The organism is Bacillus sp. JZ34 (assembly GCF_053903205.1).
Genome location: NZ_CP096403.1, coordinates 1,398,639 through 1,415,263, shown reverse-complemented (window position 1 = coordinate 1,415,263; position 16,625 = coordinate 1,398,639). Strand labels below are relative to the sequence as shown.

Sequence of the window (16,625 nt, the reverse complement as noted above, 5' to 3'; positions counted from 1 at the left end):
CGGCTGTTGGTTTTTAAGCATCTGTTATATATTAAAAACTCGGTTAAGGCAAGGTACCGTCCTTGCCCTTCTGATAGATTACAGGTTATTATAGCACACTTTATATAAACTTTCATTTTCGGCCCTATATTCAGCTTGCCATATTCATTTCTTTTCTAATCGTCTTTTTTCCGTTACTCTATAAAAAGAATACATTCGGGAGAGATCAATCATGAAACCACTCGCATTTCGAATGCGCCCTACAAAAATCGAAGAGGTTCTCGGCCAGGATCATCTGGTCGGAGAAGGAAAGATCATTCATCGGATGGTGCAGGCCAAACACCTCTCATCGATGATTCTGTACGGCCCCCCGGGCATCGGCAAAACGTCGATCGCCACGGCGATTGCCGGCAGCACAAGCATCGCTTTCCGAAAGCTGAACGCTGTCATCAATAATAAAAAGGATATGGAAGCCGTTGCCGCCGAAGCCAAAATGTCGGGGCAGGTCATCTTAATCCTTGATGAAGTGCACCGGCTTGACAAAGGCAAGCAGGACTTTCTCCTTCCGTATTTGGAAAACGGCATGATTATTATGATCGGGGCGACGACAGCCAACCCGTACCATGCGATCAATCCGGCGATCAGAAGCAGAACGCAGATTTTCGAGCTGCAGCCATTAGACTCTGAACAAATCAAAGCGGCCATTAAACGGGCGCTTGAGGATGAACACAGAGGCCTCGGTTCGTATGATGTTGCCCTCGACGATGAAGCCCTTGACCATATGGCCCGCGGCTGCGGCGGCGATGTCCGCTCCGCTTTGAATGCGCTCGAGCTTGCCGTATTGTCCACAAAGGAAAACAGCGAAGGAACCATCCGCATTACATTGGAAATCGCAGAAGAATGCCTGCAGAAAAAAAGCTTTGTCCACGACAAAGATGGAGACGCGCATTATGATGTCATTTCCGCTTTCCAAAAATCGATCAGAGGCTCTGATGTCAATGCGGCACTTCATTATCTGGCAAGGCTCATTGAAGCGGGGGATTTGGAAAGCCTTGCACGGAGGCTGCTTGTTATCGCCTATGAAGATATCGGCCTGGCGAGTCCGCAGGCTGGAGGAAGAACGCTTCAAGCTATTCAAACGGCGGAACGAATCGGATTTCCGGAGGCAAGGATTCCGCTCGCCAACGCCGTGATCGAGCTTTGCCTGTCTCCTAAATCGAACTCGGCGATCCTTGCGGTTGACGAAGCGCTGTCAGACGTCCGCTCCGGAAAGATCGGCGATGTGCCGAACCATTTAAAAGACGCCCATTATAAAGGAGCCGCAGAGCTTGGCAGAGGCGTCGAATACAAATATCCGCACAATTACGAGAACGGCTGGGTCAAACAGCAGTACCTGCCTGATCCGCTGAAAAACAAAGTTTACTATCAGCCGAAGCAGACAGGAAAATTTGAGCTCGCGCTGAAACAAGTATATGACAAGCTGATGAAACAAAAATAATAAACAGCCTGTTCCCTTTTCATATGGGGAACAGGCTGTTTATTATTACACTAAGCTTTAAAGGATAACAAAATCCCAAAGCGGCTTTTAGTTTTGAGATTTTGTTAACAATCTTAAACGACAGCACCGTTGCCGTCATTTTTGTATTACTTATCTTTCACCCTTTTGATCGGAATATCTTTCAAAAGCTCCATGATCACATGGCCGCCCATGATCAAGCCTGCGACTGACGGAACAAAAGCATTCGAAGACGGCGGCATCTGCGCTTTGCGAATTTTCGCTTCGTCATTTCCGACGATTTGGCGTACGTCTTCGCGGATCACGATCGGGCTTTCGTCAGAAAAGACGACTTTAATGCCTTTCGTAATGCCTTCCTTGCGAAGCCTCGTCCGGATGACTTTTGCAATCGGATCGGTGTGGGTTTTTGAAATATCGGCCACTTGGAACCTTGTCGGATCTGTTTTATTGGCCGCTCCCATGCTTGAAATGATGTTGATGTCCCGCTTCAGGCACTCTTTCATTAAGTGAATTTTATAATGAATCGTATCTGACGCGTCGATTACATAATCCGGTTCATAAGCAAAAAACTGTTCATACGTCTCTTCGGTATAGAACATTTTTAAAGCGATGACATCACACTCAGGGTTAATATCGGCGATTCTCGCTTTCATTAAGTCAACTTTCGGCTGTCCGACCGTTGAAAGTAAAGCCGGCAGCTGACGGTTGACATTGGTGATGTCAACATCGTCTTTATCGACCATCACGATTCTGCCGACACCAGAACGGGCGAGCGCTTCCGCGGCGAAAGAGCCGACCCCGCCGACGCCCAAAACGGCGACCGTGCTGTTTTTTAAAATATTTAAACCTTCTTTTCCAATCGCTAATTCATTGCGTGAAAACTGATGTAACAAGAATCTCACTCCATCTTTATTAACAGTTACCGATAGTATCTTATCATAATCAGGTGATTAAACAAGCGGTCTATTTCATTTTCCCGTCATATTTTTTCGCTTCGCCTCATAGATTATCCTATGTATGGCCGAAAAAGGCCTTTTCAAGCACAAAAAAAGTCCCGATTGTGCCGTTGTCGTATTCCTTCGTTTTGATCCCGCTCTCGGCAGGTGGGTGTTCTGTTCCAAACTTTGCAAGTCCTCCTGAGCACACGAGTGATAAGAGGCATTTGCTCCATTTGGAAACGTCGAACTCCCAAGTAAAAAAATGTTCGGTCAAAACTAGGTGTACAACAAACACATCAGGACTTTATTTGTTAAAAATGATATCATACGTCCCTTTGATTTTCAATGGGATGTGCAGCCGTATATTTTACAATTTACTGTCGAACTTTGCGGTTGATTGACAGGTGCAGCTCATCGAGCTGGGCGCTGTCCACTTCGCTAGGTGCTTCCATCAACAAACAGCTTGCGCTTGCCGTTTTCGGGAATGCGATCGTATCTCTCAGGTTGGTGCGGCCGCTGAGCAGCATCACAAGCCGGTCAAGGCCGAGCGCGATTCCGCCGTGCGGGGGAGCCCCGTATTCAAACGCTTCAAGCAGGAAGCCGAACTGCTCTTTCGTCTCTTCCTCAGATAGACCCAAAAGCGCAAACATTTTCTCCTGAACATCTTTTTCAAAAATACGGATTGATCCGCCGCCCAGCTCATAGCCGTTTAAGACAAGATCATAGGCTTGCGCTTTCATGTCTTCCGGATTCGTGTCGACCAGATCAAGGTCTTCCCGGACAGGCATCGTGAACGGGTGGTGTGCCGCATAGAAACGTCCTTCTTCTGAATCATACTCAAGAAGCGGCCAATCAACGACCCATAAAAAGTTGAACAAGCTTTCATCGATCAGATTCAATTCTTTTCCGAGCTTTAAGCGCAGCGCGCCGAGCGCGTCATTGGCGACTTCCAGCCGGTCTGCGACAAAGAGGATGAGGTCCCCTTCCTTCGCGTCAAGCGCTTCAATGAGCACCTGCTGTTTTTCGTCCTGGAAGAACTTCGCAATCGGGCCTTTCAGTCCGTCCGCTTCGGCTTTCAGCCATGCCAGCCCTTTCGCCCCGTAGTTTGCGGCGAATTCGCCGAGTGCGTCAATGTCTTTCCGCGAATATTTAGATGCAGCGCCTTTAACGTTTATCGCTTTAACCGCGCCTCCGTTTGCCACAGCTGACGCAAACACTTTAAAATCGGAATCCTTTACGTTTTCTGATACATCGGTCAAAAGCATGTCAAAGCGGGTATCCGGTTTGTCGGATCCGTAAAGGTTCATCGCATCCTGATATGACATTCTCGGCAGCGGCAGAGAAATGTCCACACCGTGCGTTTCGAGCATGACTTTCGCCATCATTTCTTCAGCGAGCTTCATGATGTCTTCCTGGTTCATAAATGACATTTCGATATCGATCTGCGTAAACTCCGGCTGGCGGTCGGCGCGCAAATCTTCGTCCCTGAAGCAGCGGGCGATTTGATAATAGCGGTCAAAGCCGGACACCATCAACAGCTGTTTGAAAAGCTGCGGAGACTGCGGCAGCGCGTAAAATTCTCCTTCATGGACGCGGCTCGGCACGAGATAGTCGCGCGCTCCTTCAGGCGTTTTTTTTGTCAACACCGGTGTTTCAATATCGATAAAGCCGTTGTCATCAAGGAAGCTGCGGACGGCTTTTGTAACGTTATGCCGCATTTTTAAGGTGTTGAACATCTCCGGTCGGCGCAAGTCGAGATAGCGGTGCTTCAACCTGATGTCTTCAGACACTTCTGAAGCCTGGTCGCTGATCGCAAAAGGCGGCGTTTTGGCCGCACTCAGCACATTGACCGATTCCGCTTGGATTTCGATTCTTCCGGTTTTCAAGTTCGGATTGACTGTTGCTTCTTCACGGGCAACGACTTTTCCTGTAATGTCAAGCACATATTCGCTGCGGATGCTTTCAGCTGTTTCAAGGGCGTCTTTGGAAACGTCGGGATTAAATACAACCTGCACAATGCCGGTGCGGTCTCTCAAATCAATAAAAATCAAGCCTCCGAGATCGCGTCTTTTTTGAACCCATCCTTTTAAAACGACGGATTCTCCGATCGCCTTCTCCGTTATTTCGCCACAATAATATGTTCGTCCAAACAAAGCGGTCCTCTCCTTTAACTTTCAGTGTTTGTTTTCAAGAAATGGATGAATTCATCAAGGCCGATGGCCTGTTGATCTCCTGTTTTCGCATCTTTGACATTCATTTGATTTTGGCTCAGTTCATCCTCGCCCAAAACAGCGATATATTTCGCATTGAGACGGTCGGCGGATTTAAACTGGCCTTTCATTTTTTTCTGTTCATAGTCGATTTCGGCGGAAATTCCTGCTTCTCTCAATTTATAAAGGAGGGATACAGAATAGTCTTTGGCTTTGTCGCCAAGTGTCACGATATAGCAGTCAATGCCTTCATCCGCTCCGACTTTCACATTTTCCGCGTCAAGTGCGGCGAGAAGACGTTCGATACTCATCGCAAAACCGATGCCCGGCGCTTTCGGTCCGCCGAACTCCTCGGTAAGGCCGTCATAGCGCCCTCCGCCAGCAAGCGTCGTAATCGCTCCGAAACCTTCGGCATTGCTCATGATTTCAAAAGCCGTGTGATTGTAATAGTCAAGACCTCTCACCAGGTTCGGATCGACCTCAAACGCAATGCCGATGTCGGTCAGATATTGCTGCACTTTCGCAAAATAGGCTTTGGATTCTTCATTTAAGTAGTCAAGAATCGAAGGAGCGGTTTTCAGCAGTTCATGATCCCTGTCTTTTTTACAGTCCAGAATCCGCAGCGGATTTTGCCGGAGCCGTTTTTGACAGTCTGAACAAAACTCGTCGATCCTCGGCTCAAAGTGGCGGATCAGCGCTTCTCTGTGAGCGGTTCGGCTCTCTTTGTCGCCGAGGCTGTTAATGACCAGCTTCAGATTGCTGAGACCCGCTTTCCGGTATACGCTCATCGCCAAGGCAATGACTTCCGCGTCAATCGCCGGATCGTTCGAACCGATCGCTTCGATGCCGAATTGATAAAATTGGCGGTAGCGGCCTGTCTGCGGCCTTTCATAGCGGAACATCGGTCCGATGTAGTAAAGTTTCGTCGGCTGAACCGGATTAGCAAAAAGTTTGTTTTCCACAAAAGAGCGTACTGCAGATGCAGTGCCTTCAGGACGAAGCGTCAGGCTTCTTCCTTTTTTGTCAGCGAATGTGTACATTTCCTTTTGTACGATATCGGTCGATTCTCCCACTCCGCGGGAAAATAGTTCTGTATGTTCAAAAATAGGCGTCCGGATTTCTTTATATTGATACGCATGACACGTTTCTCTCGCAATCTTTTCGACGTATTGCCAGCGTTCCGATTCTCCTGGGAGAATATCTTGTGTTCCCCTTGGAATATTAAATCCCATTTTTAAATCCTCCTCATGACTTAAATGCTTTTTTTCATTTATGGAAATAAAAAAACCCCCGAACCTACTATAAAACCAATAGTAGGGACGAGAGTTATACCCGTGGTGCCACCCTAGTTGGAACGATCAACCCGTTCCCGCTCATGCCTTTAACGCAGGTTCACGTCCGCCGCCTAATTGCTCGCAAGTTCTGCCGGGCTTTCAGCGGGAAACCTTCGGAGTGTTCATTCGGTCAAGATACCGTGCAGACCGCTTTCAGCCCAGGGCGGTTCCTCTCTTTTCACGTACTCTTGCCTACTATTCTCCATCTTCAGTTCAACTCATATGTACACTAATTTATATTATAATACGAGTGTTAAGTGTGCATGTCAACCCTATTTGCGGTTCTTTTTATTCTGAATTGATTCTTTGGACGCGAGCCCCAGCTCAGTCGCCGTTTCTTCCATAAAGCCGGCTTGCTCCGGATCCGCATGATCCTTTAGATGCAGATTTGCATCTTGCTCATGGATCGCTCTGCCCATTCTTTGATTATACCTCACACAACAACATCCTTTTGATATCTTTTTTCTATAGTATAAACAAATCATTTTCATTTTATTAAAAAAACGGCAAGGAATATACGATATAGAAGAAGAAGTAGTGTTCCAAGTTTTTTACCGAAAGGAGGAGATGGGTAACAATATGAAAAAAAGAACAGTATTGATCCTATCGATGATGCTGGCAGCACAAGCAGCCTTTTATACATCGTCAAACACAGCTTCTGCAGCCATCGGGGAAGCCGTGATTGCCACCGATGAAATCAATGTCAGGAGCGGACCCGGACTGAGCCATGAAATCGTCAGCGTCGTCAGCCGGAATGAAAGCTATCCGATTCTTGAAGAGCGCGGGGATTGGGTCCAGATCCAGCTGAACGGCGGACAAAAAGGATGGGTTGTATCCTGGCTGATCAAGAAAAAAAGCCAAGTCTCCAACGGCTCTGATTCAGCGGCGGGAAAAGTCACATCTTCCGAAGCAAACCTGAGAATCAGAAAAGGCCCCGGCACTTCATATGAAGTCCAAGGCGTATTCCCTGAAGGAGAACAGGCTGACCTGCTAAAGACCGACGGAAACTGGGTAAAGATTTCCTATCAGAACATCACTGGCTGGGTCCATTCAGACTATGTCAATCAAGGTTCAGGAGCAAAACAGTCTCAATCGTCTTCATCACGCGCTTCATCAACAAAATCAGGAACGGTCGGCGTATCCACCTTAAATGTCAGAAGCACAGCTTCCCATCAGGGACGGATTATTGCGTCGCTTCAACGGAATGCAAGTGTGACGATTTTAAACGAACAGCACGGCTGGTATGAAATCGAATTTAATGGTCAAAAGGGCTGGGTCGCAAGCCACTATATTCTCGAAGGACCCAAACAGAAAAGCGGAACTTCGGAAACAAGCAGCGGCTCCGGGTCAAAACAGCAGGCCACCATCGTGTATGAAGGCACAAATGTTAGAAGCGGGCCTTCGACATCCTCAGCGATCGTCAAGCGCGCAGGGAAAGGCGAGTCTTATCCGATCGTCTCTGCAAAAGGCGACTGGTATGAAATCAAACTGTCAAACGGCGATTCCGCCTATGTGGCAAACTGGGTCGTTCAGACCGCTGACCAGTCTGGCTCAGCCGGAGATTCGAAAAGCGCAGCACCGCCTTTGGCAAAGCGGTCAAGCGCGAGCGGCACAATCAAAAATAAAACGGTTGTCATCGATGCCGGACACGGCGGACATGACAGCGGGACAATCGGAACGCGGGGGACGCTCGAAAAACGGCTGACCATCAAAACAGCAACGCTTCTTGCCGCGAAACTGAGAGCCGATGGCGTCAACGTCTATATGACGCGGAATGACGATTCTTTCGTCAGCCTTCAGTCGCGGGTCGCGACCTCTCATTACCGAAACGCCGACGCTTTTATCAGCATTCATTATGATAGTTTTGCAAACGCGTCCGTAAGGGGAAATACCGCCTATTACTACAGCCCGTCAAAAGACCGGAAGCTCGCAGCAGACGTTCAGTCCGAGATCGAAAAACACTCGCCTCTGCCTAGCCGCGGTGTATTATTCGGGGACTACTTCGTATTAAGAGAAAATAAACAGCCCGCCGCATTGTTTGAACTCGGCTACTTGAGCCATCCTCAAGAAGAAGCGGTTGTCAGCACGAACGCTTATAGAGAAAGAGTGACAGACGGCATTAGAAGCGGCTTAGAAAACTATTTTAACTAATAAAAAAGCTCCCAAATGGGAGCTTTTTTATGCTTTCGAATCCATAATAAAGGTGACGGGACCCGAATTTGTCAGCTTGACATCCATCATTTCGCCAAATCTTCCCGTTTCGACAGCAACGCCTTTTGCGCGAAGCATGCTGTTCCACTCCTCGTATAACTGAAGCGCCTGATCGGGCTTTGCCGCTTTTGTAAAATTCGGCCGTCTTCCTTTTTTCGTGTCGCCGTACAAGGTAAACTGAGAAACCGATAAAACGGAGCCTCCGACATCTAAAAGCGACAGGTTCATCTTTTCGCCTTCATCTTCAAAAATCCGCAGATTGACTAGCTTTTCCGCCAAATATGCGGCATCTTCGCTCGTATCCTCATGCGTCACGCCGACAAGCACCATCAAGCCGAGGCCGATTTGACCGACAGTCTCGCCTCCTACCGAAACGCTTGCATCTGTGACGCGCTGAACAACTAATCTCATGACGCTTTTCCTCCTAATTCATCACCCTGCGCACGGAGTAGATATCTTTGATCTGTTTGATCCGTTCAACCACTTTATGCAAATGATTAATATTTTGAATGAAGATGGCCATATGGATCGTCGCCACTTTATTGCGGTCCGATTTACCTGACACAGATGAAATATTTGTTTTTGTCTCATTAACGGCCTGAAGAACTTCATTAAGAAGGCCGCGGCGGTCATAGCCAAGAATTTCGATTTCGACGTTATATTCTTTTCTCCGCTGCGTCTGCGGCTCATGCTCCCATTCTACTTGAATCAGCCGGTCGAGCGCTTCATTTGTTAAAACATTCGGGCAGTCCTCGCGATGGACGGATACACCACGGCCTTTTGTAATGAATCCGACGATCGGATCTCCCGGAACGGGGTTGCAGCATTTTGACAGTCTGATCAGAAGGTTGTCAACGCCTTTGACGCGAACACCCGCTTCGCGTTTTTTCCCTTGGTAAGGTTTCGGTTCAGGTGTTACATCTTGAACGCTTTTCACCTGTTCTTCCTGATCTCTGATTTTCCGTTCTTTTTCCGTCAGACGGTTTGCAACTTGAGCGGCTGTAATGCCGTTATAGCCGACTGCGGCATACATGTCTTCTTCATTGGCAAAATTGAACTTGTCGGCGACTTTCTGCAGATTCTCAACAGTTAAGACGTCCTTCACTTCAAAGTCCAGGTTTTTAATTTCTTTTTCAACCAGTTCTCTGCCTTTTTCGACATTTTCCTCTCTGCGCTGCTTTTTAAAGAACTGGCGGATTTTATGCTTAGCCTGAGATGTCTGCGCAAGGTTGATCCAGTCCTGGCTCGGACCGTACGAATGCTTGGATGTCAGAATTTCTACGATATCCCCTGTGCGCAGCTTGTAATCAAGCGTGACCATTTTTCCGTTTACTTTCGCCCCGATCGTTTTATTGCCTATTTCTGAATGGATCCGGTACGAAAAGTCGATCGGCACAGAGCCTGACGGCAATTCAATGACGTCCCCTTTCGGCGTAAAAACGAACACCATGTCGGAAAACAAATCGATTTTTAGAGATTCCATAAATTCTTCGGCATCGCTCGACTCATTTTGAAATTCCAAAATTTCGCGGAACCAGGAAAGCTTTTTATCAAAGCTTGAATCTTCATTGACATTTTTGCCTTCTTTGTAAGCCCAGTGGGCCGCGATTCCGTATTCCGCAATTTCGTGCATTTCAAACGTCCTGATCTGGACTTCCAGCGGATCCCCCTTCGGCCCGATGACGGTAGTGTGGAGGGACTGGTACATGTTCGGCTTCGGCATTGCGATATAGTCTTTAAATCTGCCCGGCATCGGCTTCCAGCATGTATGAATGATGCCTAGAACCGCGTAGCAGTCCTTGATGCTGTTGACGAGGATCCGGACTGCGAGCAAGTCGTAAATTTCATTGAATTGCTTGTTTTGCATCGCCATCTTTCTGTAGATGCTGTAAATATGCTTCGGCCGGCCGGAAAAGTCCGCTTTAATATTGACCTCTTCGACGCGGCTTTTCACTTCGTTTACGACCTCTTCGACGTACAATTCCCTTTCGGCCCGCTTTTTCTTCATCAAATTGACGATCCGGTAATATTGCTGTGGATTTAAATAGCGTAAAGCGGTATCCTCAAGCTCCCACTTTATTTTTGAAATCCCAAGGCGATGAGCCAGCGGAGCAAATATTTCAAGCGTCTCATTTGAAATTCTGCGCTGCTTTTCCTGCGGCAGGTGCTTCAAGGTTCTCATGTTGTGAAGGCGGTCCGCCAGCTTGATCAAAATGACGCGGATGTCCTGAGCCATAGCCACAAACATTTTCCGATGATTTTCTGCCTGCTGTTCTTCCTGTGATTTATATTTAATTTTCCCAAGCTTCGTGACGCCGTCGACAAGCATCGCAACTTCTTCGTTGAATGCTTCCTTTAAATCTTCAAGCGTTACGCTCGTATCTTCCACCACATCATGGAGAAATCCTCCCGCTATTGTGGCGGGGTCCATTTCCAAATCGACGAGGATACCCGCGACCTGGATCGGATGGATAATATACGGCTCGCCCGATTTGCGGTATTGTTCGCGATGTGCGTCTTCCGCGTACTGATAAGCCTTTTTTATAAAAGCAACATGTTCATCGGAAAGGTAACTTTTCGCCTTCTCAATGACTTGCTCAGCGGTTAATACTTGTTCGTTCGCCATGGAATCACCTTTTTTATAATTGAAAACTGTATTGTAATTATTATCAAGAAAAATGTCACAGATGTAAAGAGAAGAAATTCAAAAGGACTTTTGCCGGCCCCGGAATACTATATGAATAGGAAAAAAAGCACCCGCTTTTTATGAGTGCTTTTTATAGTATAAAATTTGTTTAGTATTGCATCAAGGTTAAAATATCATATCCGTCCAGTTTATTTCTTCCTTCAAGATATGTCAGTTCGATCAGGAAAGCGATTCCGGCTACGACGCCGCCAAGCTCTTCAACCAGCTTGATCGTTGCTTCGATCGTTCCGCCGGTTGCAAGCAGGTCGTCAGTGATCAAGACGCGCTGCCCCGGTTTAATGGCATCTTTATGGATGGTCAGGACATCTTTTCCATATTCCAATCCGTAGTCGACTTTGATGACTTCACGCGGCAGTTTGCCTTCTTTGCGGACAGGCGCAAATCCTACCCCGAGCGAATATGCGACAGGGCAGCCGATGATAAATCCTCTCGCTTCAGGTCCCACGACAAGATCGATCTCTTTTTCTTTCGCATACGTTACAATTTGATCTGTCGCGTAGCGATAGACGTCGCCTTTGTCCATCAATGTTGTAATATCTTTAAATTGTACGCCTTCCTTCGGGTAGTCCGGCACAATTGTCACATACTTCTTCAAATCCATCTGTCTTCATGTCCTCCTCATACTTTATAAGCGACGGCGTTTTCCGCCATCCGCTTATCCAGCCACTGTTTAAGCTCATCCGCCGAAGAATAAATGAGCTTTTGCTCCAATTCAATCAGGCGCTGTTTTTCCCGGTAGGTTTCAGAATCTGTCAGATCGCGCTTTTCGGCATGATAAACAACAGATAAAACACCATTCTCTATTGTAACAAAACCGAGCTCAAAAAACACCTTTGTCATAAAATCAATTGTGTCTTTTGTCCAGCCTTTATGTCTGGCAAGCTCCCCGCCGTATTTCGGCAAGTCAAAAGAACCTCTTTTCAGGAGGAAAGCATAGTACCATTTAAAATATTCCCTAGTTGGAAATGTTGAGAAAAAATGTTCGTCTGATTGATAAAAAATCAGATAAATGCGCTCCAGTTTTTTGCCTTTTATCACTTGGTCAAAGATGTCGAGCGACGGCGGAATATCTATAAATACCGCATAGCGGCTCTCAAGGACGAGACGCTCTGCATCTTCAGGACCGCTGATGACGGTCAGCTCTTCTTCAAGGCCTGTCCCCGCAAGCTTCGCTTTGGTTTCCTCACGGAAGCAGATGCACGCCCGTTTCGCAGGATCCAGCTGCAATATTTTTTCTTCCCATGACCGTTTTCCCCGCAGATCAAACAGCTGCCATTCATTGACGGCTGCATCTTTGATCATCAGCTGCGGTTTTTTTCTGTTATTCCACTCGTTAATCGACAGTTCCCCGACAATCGAGATCTTTGCTCCAGGAACGATCCCGTCTTCGATGGCGCCTTTATAAAATCCGATGCAATCAAGCTTGTTCTCGCCGTCTGCCAGCACAAGCTTCAAGTGATTCTTGTTGGCGCCGATTTTCCTGGAATCATCAATTTTAACGTCGCTGACAAGGACGAAGGGCTTCGGATTTCCCGTGCCGAACGGCGCCAGCATGTTCATTTCGGCAATGCTGTCAACCGTGATATCTTCGAGCCGGCAGCACAAATCGACGTCTTGGACGGGAATAAAATCTTCCTCGGTCAGAACCGCTTCAGCCTGACGGTTGATTCTCTCCCTTAGTGCCGAAACATCTTCCAGGTTGAGCGTCATTCCGGCTGCCATCGGGTGCCCGCCGAAGTGCGGGAGAATATCCCGGCACTCCGAGAGATTTTGAAATAAATCAAATCCTTTGATGCTGCGCGCAGATCCTTTGGCAATGCCTTTTTCTTCATCGATACCGAGAACGATGGCGGGCCTGTAATACCGCTCGACAAGCTTTGAAGCCACGATTCCGACGACGCCGGGATTCCAGCCCGGCCGCGCCGCGACGATCACCGGCTGATCAAGGCCTTCCTCCTCGATCATCTGAACGGCTTCCTCTGTCATCTGATTGACGATTTTTTGGCGCTCCTTGTTCAAGGCGTTGATATCTTCGGCCAGCTCTTCCGCTTCTGTTTCGTCTTTTGTGTTCAGGAGGTAAACGGCCGGGTCAGCCTGTTCAATTCTGCCGACCGCGTTTAAGCGGGGCGCAATTTGAAAACCGATGGTCTCTTCATCCGCACTATGTATCTCCGCTCCGGCAATTTTGGTCAGCGCCTTTAATCCGGGGCGCTTCGTTCTCCTGAACTGTTCCATGCCGCGCTTGGCAATCTGCCTGTTTTCATCATGAAGCGGCACAAGGTCGGCAATCGTGCCGATCGCACAAAGGTCGAGCAAATCTTCCGGGAGCTCTCCGTTCAAAGCGTGGGCTAGCTTAAATGCGACACCGACGCCGGCAAGCTCTTTAAATGGATAGCCGCAGCCCGGCTGCTTCGGATGAATGATCGCATAGGCATCCGGCAAAACGGGTCCCGGCTCATGGTGATCCGTAATGATCAAATCGACGCCAAGCTCTTTAGCGACTTCAGCTTCATGAACGGCGGCAATGCCTGTGTCAACTGTGATGATCAATGAATAGCCTGATTCTTTGATCCCGCGAAAGGCCGCTTCGTTCGGGCCGTACCCTTCTTTAAAGCGGTCAGGTATATAAAAATCGGCTTGTGCTGAACATTTTTTCAACATTTGCAAAAGGACAGTCGTGCTTGTCACACCGTCCGCATCATAATCGCCGTAAATCATAATCTTTTCTTGATCTGAAATTGCCTGTTTGATTCGCTGTACAGCTTTTTCCATATCTTTCAGCAGATAAGGATCGTGAAAAACTGCATCCTTGCCATTTAAAAATGAAGATGCTTTGTCGGCTGTATCGTAACCTCTCATGACAAGCAATGAGGCGGCAAGGGGAGTAATGCCTAATCTTCCGGCGAGCTGCTCCACCTTTTCTTTGTCGGGCGTTTGCACGTCCCAACGCATTTTTGACGCTAACATAAATTCACCCCTCAACCACACTATTATACTAGAGCAGCATGAGGGGATTCAATTTATTTCGTGCAATCTTTCTAGTCTTTCTGATTTTCAGGGGCCGCCGATTCGGCTTCAAGTTCAGGATACTTTACCCGTTCTTCTCTCTTGAGCGCCTTCAGCTCTTTTTTCAGCCGCATGATCTGGAAAGCGCCGGCCGAGCCGATAATGAGCGCCCCCATCAATACCGATACCAAAATGACCAGGATCAAAGGCCATTCTGCCGTTCCAAAAAGAAAATCAACCTTCACCGGTTCAACATTAATGACCGCGAAAACAGCAACAATTAATGTAAAAATAAGTGCAGAGATTAACGTCCATTGTTTGTTCATGAGATACTCTCTCCATTCGCGTCGTTTTCTAGCGTTATTTTCCCGCTCTGCTCCCATTTTAAACAAAAAGAAGATCGATAGAAAGCCGCCAAAACAACTTTTTTCTCTTCAAACCAAAAAAGGACCGCCCGGCAGTACGGGCAGTCCTCGATTTATTCTCCTGCAGGCTTGCGCTTCGGCTTTTTCAGGTCGCGCCCTTTCCAGACAAGCCATACTTGAGCTGCGATGTAGAGCGATGAATACACTCCACTCAACAGCCCGATTAACAGCGCGACAGAGAAGTTCGTAATCGATGCTGCGCCAAAAATGAGGAGCGCAATGACCACAATGACGACGGTCAGCACCGTATTAATCGAACGAGTGAACGTTTGCTGCAAGCTCAGATTCACAATATGCGATAAATCGCTGAAGCTCTTCGGCTTGCGCTTTTTCACCTGTTCCCTGATTCTGTCAAACGTTACGATCGTATCGTTGATCGAATAACCGATAATCGTCAGCACGGCTGCGATAAACGTAATATCCACCTCGAGCCTTGTAATGCTGAAGACCGCGATGATGAAGAATGCATCGTACAGCAACGAAGCGATCGCCGCAATTGCCATCTTATATTCAAAGCGGATCGAAACATACAGGATGATCCCGAGAGCCGCGACGGCCACCGCATAGAGGGCGTTTCTCGCCAGCTCTTTTCCGACGGTCGGTGATACTGTGCTGACGTTCGGCTCCGAGCCGTATTTATCTTTAAAATAATCCTTCACTTCGGCAATTTTTTTCTGATCCGGAACGCCGACAAATCTGGCGACGCCGTGTTTTTGATCATCACCCGAAAGAACGATTGAATCGGCTGTCAACCCGACCTCTTCAAAGTCTTTTTTCAGCTCTTCGCTCGTCAGCTTGTGGTCGCTTTGCACTTCGATCCTTGATCCGCTGGAGAAATCGATGCCAAGGTTCAGCCTGAAAACAAGCAGAATGACAATTCCCGCAGCCAAAATAATTCCGGAAAATACGAAGAACCATTTACGCTTACCGACGAAATCCCATTTGGTAAACGGAGTCGGAGGCTCAGTATTTTCGTCTGTCTTGCTGATGTCCAGGATGTCTTTTTTGCGCACTCCAAACCAGCCTTTTTTCCGGTCAAGCCAGCGGCTTTCGACCAGCAGGCCGAGCAGGAAGCGCGACAGGAAGACAGCTGTAATAAAGCTTGTCAAAATGGATAGGATCAGCATGGTCGCGAAGCCTTTGACAGAGCTCGTACCAAATATGAAAAGCACGATTCCGGCAAGCATCGTCGTAATATTGGCATCAAAGATCGTTGCAAATGATCTTCTGTTTCCTGCTTTAAAAGCTGAGCGTACCGATTTGCCGAGCTTCAGCTCTTCTTTTATGCGTTCGTACGTAATGATGTTGGCGTCAACCGCCATCCCGACACCCAAAATAAGAGCCGCGATCCCCGGAAGGGTCAGAACCGCATTCATCCAGTCAAAGATCTGCAGTGTAATGTAGATATAGACAGAAAGCGTAATGACCGCGACAAAACCAGGCAAGCGATAATAAAGAAGCATAAATAAGAAAATAATAGCAATACCGACGATTCCCGCAAACACGGTATCATTCAAAGCCTGCTCCCCAAACTGCGCGCCGACGGATGTCGAATACTTTTCAACGAGTTTGACAGGAAGAGCGCCCGCATTTAAAATGCTCGCCATATCTTTTGCTTCCTGAATCGTAAAGTTTCCTTCAATCATTACGTCTGACGTGTTCAGCACCTGGCTGACATTCGGAGCGGAGATGTATTTATGATCCGCTTTTTGCGATTCTTTTTTAAAGGAGTCGCCTTTTTTGTAATCAAGCCAGATGACGAGCTGGTTGTTCGGCTTCATATCGAGCACTTTCTTTGTCACTTCGCCGAATTTATCGGCATCCTTCAGCTTGATCGTCACGATCGGCTCATTTGTGTCCTGCTTGAACGACTGTTTAGCACCGTTTTCGACAAGATCTGAACCGTTCAAAAGCTCTTTGTCATTCGTATCCCTGAACGTAAGCTGAGCCTGTGTGGATAAGATTTCCCGCGCCCTGTTCTGGTTGTCGACGCCGGCAAGCTGAACCCTGATCCGGTTGTTTCCTTCGATTTGAATGTTCGGTTCGCTGACGCCCAACACATTCGCCCGGCGGTTCAGTGCTTCAACCGTACTGATGAGGGCGTCCCTGTCAATTTTGTCGCCCTGTTTGGCAGGCTGGACTTCATACAGAACCTCAAAACCGCCCTGAAGGTCAAGGCCGAGGCTGATGCTGTCTGCAGCCGGCTTCGTGAACATTCCCAGTCCCGTACCGATCAAGAGAACGGTAAGGAAAAACGCAATCAAGCGTCCTTTTTTCATTATGTATTTCCTCCTTAAAT

At 47.7% G+C, this 16,625-nt stretch carries 12 protein-coding genes, 1 other RNA gene and 1 other annotated feature; of the genes, 2 read left to right on the top strand and 11 right to left on the bottom strand.

Going from position 1 to position 16,625, the window contains the following annotated elements; translation table 11 throughout:
- Window positions 1-211 precede the first annotated feature (211 nt).
- A complete protein-coding gene (locus M1D90_RS07140) occupies window positions 212-1,477 on the top strand; it encodes a replication-associated recombination protein A (RefSeq protein ID WP_023855383.1) in 1,266 nt (421 codons plus the stop codon).
- Window positions 1,478-1,623: 146 nt separating this feature from the next.
- On the opposite strand, the gene M1D90_RS07135 is transcribed toward M1D90_RS07140, so the two are convergent.
- From M1D90_RS07135 to M1D90_RS07115, 5 genes are all read right to left on the bottom strand, one after another.
- A complete protein-coding gene (locus tag M1D90_RS07135) occupies window positions 1,624-2,388 on the bottom strand; it encodes a tRNA threonylcarbamoyladenosine dehydratase (RefSeq protein WP_025811059.1) in 765 nt (254 codons plus the stop codon).
- Window positions 2,389-2,542: 154 nt separating this feature from the next.
- Window positions 2,543-2,739: non-coding RNA, 6S RNA (ssrS, locus tag M1D90_RS07130), on the bottom strand.
- Window positions 2,740-2,807: 68 nt separating this feature from the next.
- On the bottom strand, window positions 2,808-4,586 hold the full coding sequence (aspS, locus tag M1D90_RS07125; protein WP_023855386.1) for an aspartate--tRNA ligase: 1,779 nt from the start codon (window positions 4,584-4,586) through the stop codon (window positions 2,808-2,810).
- 14 nt (window positions 4,587-4,600) lie between these two features.
- On the bottom strand, window positions 4,601-5,875 hold the full coding sequence (gene hisS / locus M1D90_RS07120; protein WP_023855387.1) for a histidine--tRNA ligase: 1,275 nt from the start codon (window positions 5,873-5,875) through the stop codon (window positions 4,601-4,603).
- Between the two features lie 80 nt (window positions 5,876-5,955).
- Window positions 5,956-6,195, bottom strand: a binding site (T-box leader).
- Between the two features lie 54 nt (window positions 6,196-6,249).
- A complete protein-coding gene (locus M1D90_RS07115; protein WP_023855388.1) occupies window positions 6,250-6,414 on the bottom strand; it encodes a YrzK family protein in 165 nt (54 codons plus the stop codon).
- A 142-nt stretch (window positions 6,415-6,556) separates the two neighbouring features.
- Here M1D90_RS07115 and M1D90_RS07110 point away from each other — a divergent pair, with 142 nt between their 5' ends.
- Complete coding sequence (locus tag M1D90_RS07110) at window positions 6,557-8,128, top strand: SH3 domain-containing protein (RefSeq protein WP_026579149.1); 1,572 nt, start codon at window positions 6,557-6,559, stop codon at window positions 8,126-8,128.
- Window positions 8,129-8,155: 27 nt separating this feature from the next.
- Here the strand turns inward: M1D90_RS07110 and dtd are convergent, their stop codons facing one another.
- The 6 genes from dtd to secDF all read right to left on the bottom strand — a co-directional run bounded on the left by dtd (window position 8,156) and on the right by secDF (window position 16,605).
- Window positions 8,156-8,599 (bottom strand): D-aminoacyl-tRNA deacylase, encoded by a 444-nt coding sequence (gene dtd, locus M1D90_RS07105; protein WP_020452409.1) that lies wholly within the window; start codon window positions 8,597-8,599, stop codon window positions 8,156-8,158.
- A 13-nt stretch (window positions 8,600-8,612) separates the two neighbouring features.
- Window positions 8,613-10,814, bottom strand: coding sequence for a RelA/SpoT family protein (locus tag M1D90_RS07100; protein WP_023855390.1), 2,202 nt, complete (start codon window positions 10,812-10,814; stop codon window positions 8,613-8,615).
- A 169-nt stretch (window positions 10,815-10,983) separates the two neighbouring features.
- Window positions 10,984-11,496: an adenine phosphoribosyltransferase gene (locus tag M1D90_RS07095; protein WP_023855391.1), complete on the bottom strand. Its 513-nt coding sequence runs from the start codon at window positions 11,494-11,496 to the stop codon at window positions 10,984-10,986.
- 17 nt (window positions 11,497-11,513) lie between these two features.
- Window positions 11,514-13,862 carry a single-stranded-DNA-specific exonuclease RecJ gene (gene recJ, locus M1D90_RS07090; protein ID WP_025811058.1) on the bottom strand — a complete coding sequence of 783 codons (2,349 nt, stop codon included), beginning with the start codon at window positions 13,860-13,862 and terminating at the stop codon, window positions 11,514-11,516.
- Between the two features lie 71 nt (window positions 13,863-13,933).
- On the bottom strand, window positions 13,934-14,227 hold the full coding sequence (locus tag M1D90_RS07085) for a LapA family protein (RefSeq protein WP_023855393.1): 294 nt from the start codon (window positions 14,225-14,227) through the stop codon (window positions 13,934-13,936).
- Window positions 14,228-14,379: 152 nt separating this feature from the next.
- The gene (gene secDF / locus M1D90_RS07080) at window positions 14,380-16,605 is read right to left on the bottom strand and encodes a protein translocase subunit SecDF (protein ID WP_026579145.1); all 2,226 of its coding nucleotides are present in this window, start codon (window positions 16,603-16,605) and stop codon (window positions 14,380-14,382) included.
- Between the last annotated feature and the right edge of the window lie 20 nt (window positions 16,606-16,625).

Excerpts from the sequence above, each read along its gene's own strand:
- recJ (WP_025811058.1), bottom strand. The coding sequence starts at position 13,862 with ATGTTAGCGTCAAAAATGCGTTGGGACGTGCAAACGCCCGACAAAGAA.
- M1D90_RS07085 (WP_023855393.1), bottom strand. The coding sequence starts at position 14,227 with ATGAACAAACAATGGACGTTAATCTCTGCACTTATTTTTACATTAATT.
- M1D90_RS07100 (WP_023855390.1), bottom strand. The coding sequence starts at position 10,814 with ATGGCGAACGAACAAGTATTAACCGCTGAGCAAGTCATTGAGAAGGCG.
- dtd (WP_020452409.1), bottom strand. The coding sequence starts at position 8,599 with ATGAGATTAGTTGTTCAGCGCGTCACAGATGCAAGCGTTTCGGTAGGA.
- M1D90_RS07110 (WP_026579149.1), top strand. The coding sequence starts at position 6,557 with ATGAAAAAAAGAACAGTATTGATCCTATCGATGATGCTGGCAGCACAA.
- M1D90_RS07095 (WP_023855391.1), bottom strand. The coding sequence starts at position 11,496 with ATGGATTTGAAGAAGTATGTGACAATTGTGCCGGACTACCCGAAGGAA.
- M1D90_RS07140 (WP_023855383.1), top strand. The coding sequence starts at position 212 with ATGAAACCACTCGCATTTCGAATGCGCCCTACAAAAATCGAAGAGGTT.
- hisS (WP_023855387.1), bottom strand. The coding sequence starts at position 5,875 with ATGGGATTTAATATTCCAAGGGGAACACAAGATATTCTCCCAGGAGAA.
- secDF (WP_026579145.1), bottom strand. The coding sequence starts at position 16,605 with ATGAAAAAAGGACGCTTGATTGCGTTTTTCCTTACCGTTCTCTTGATC.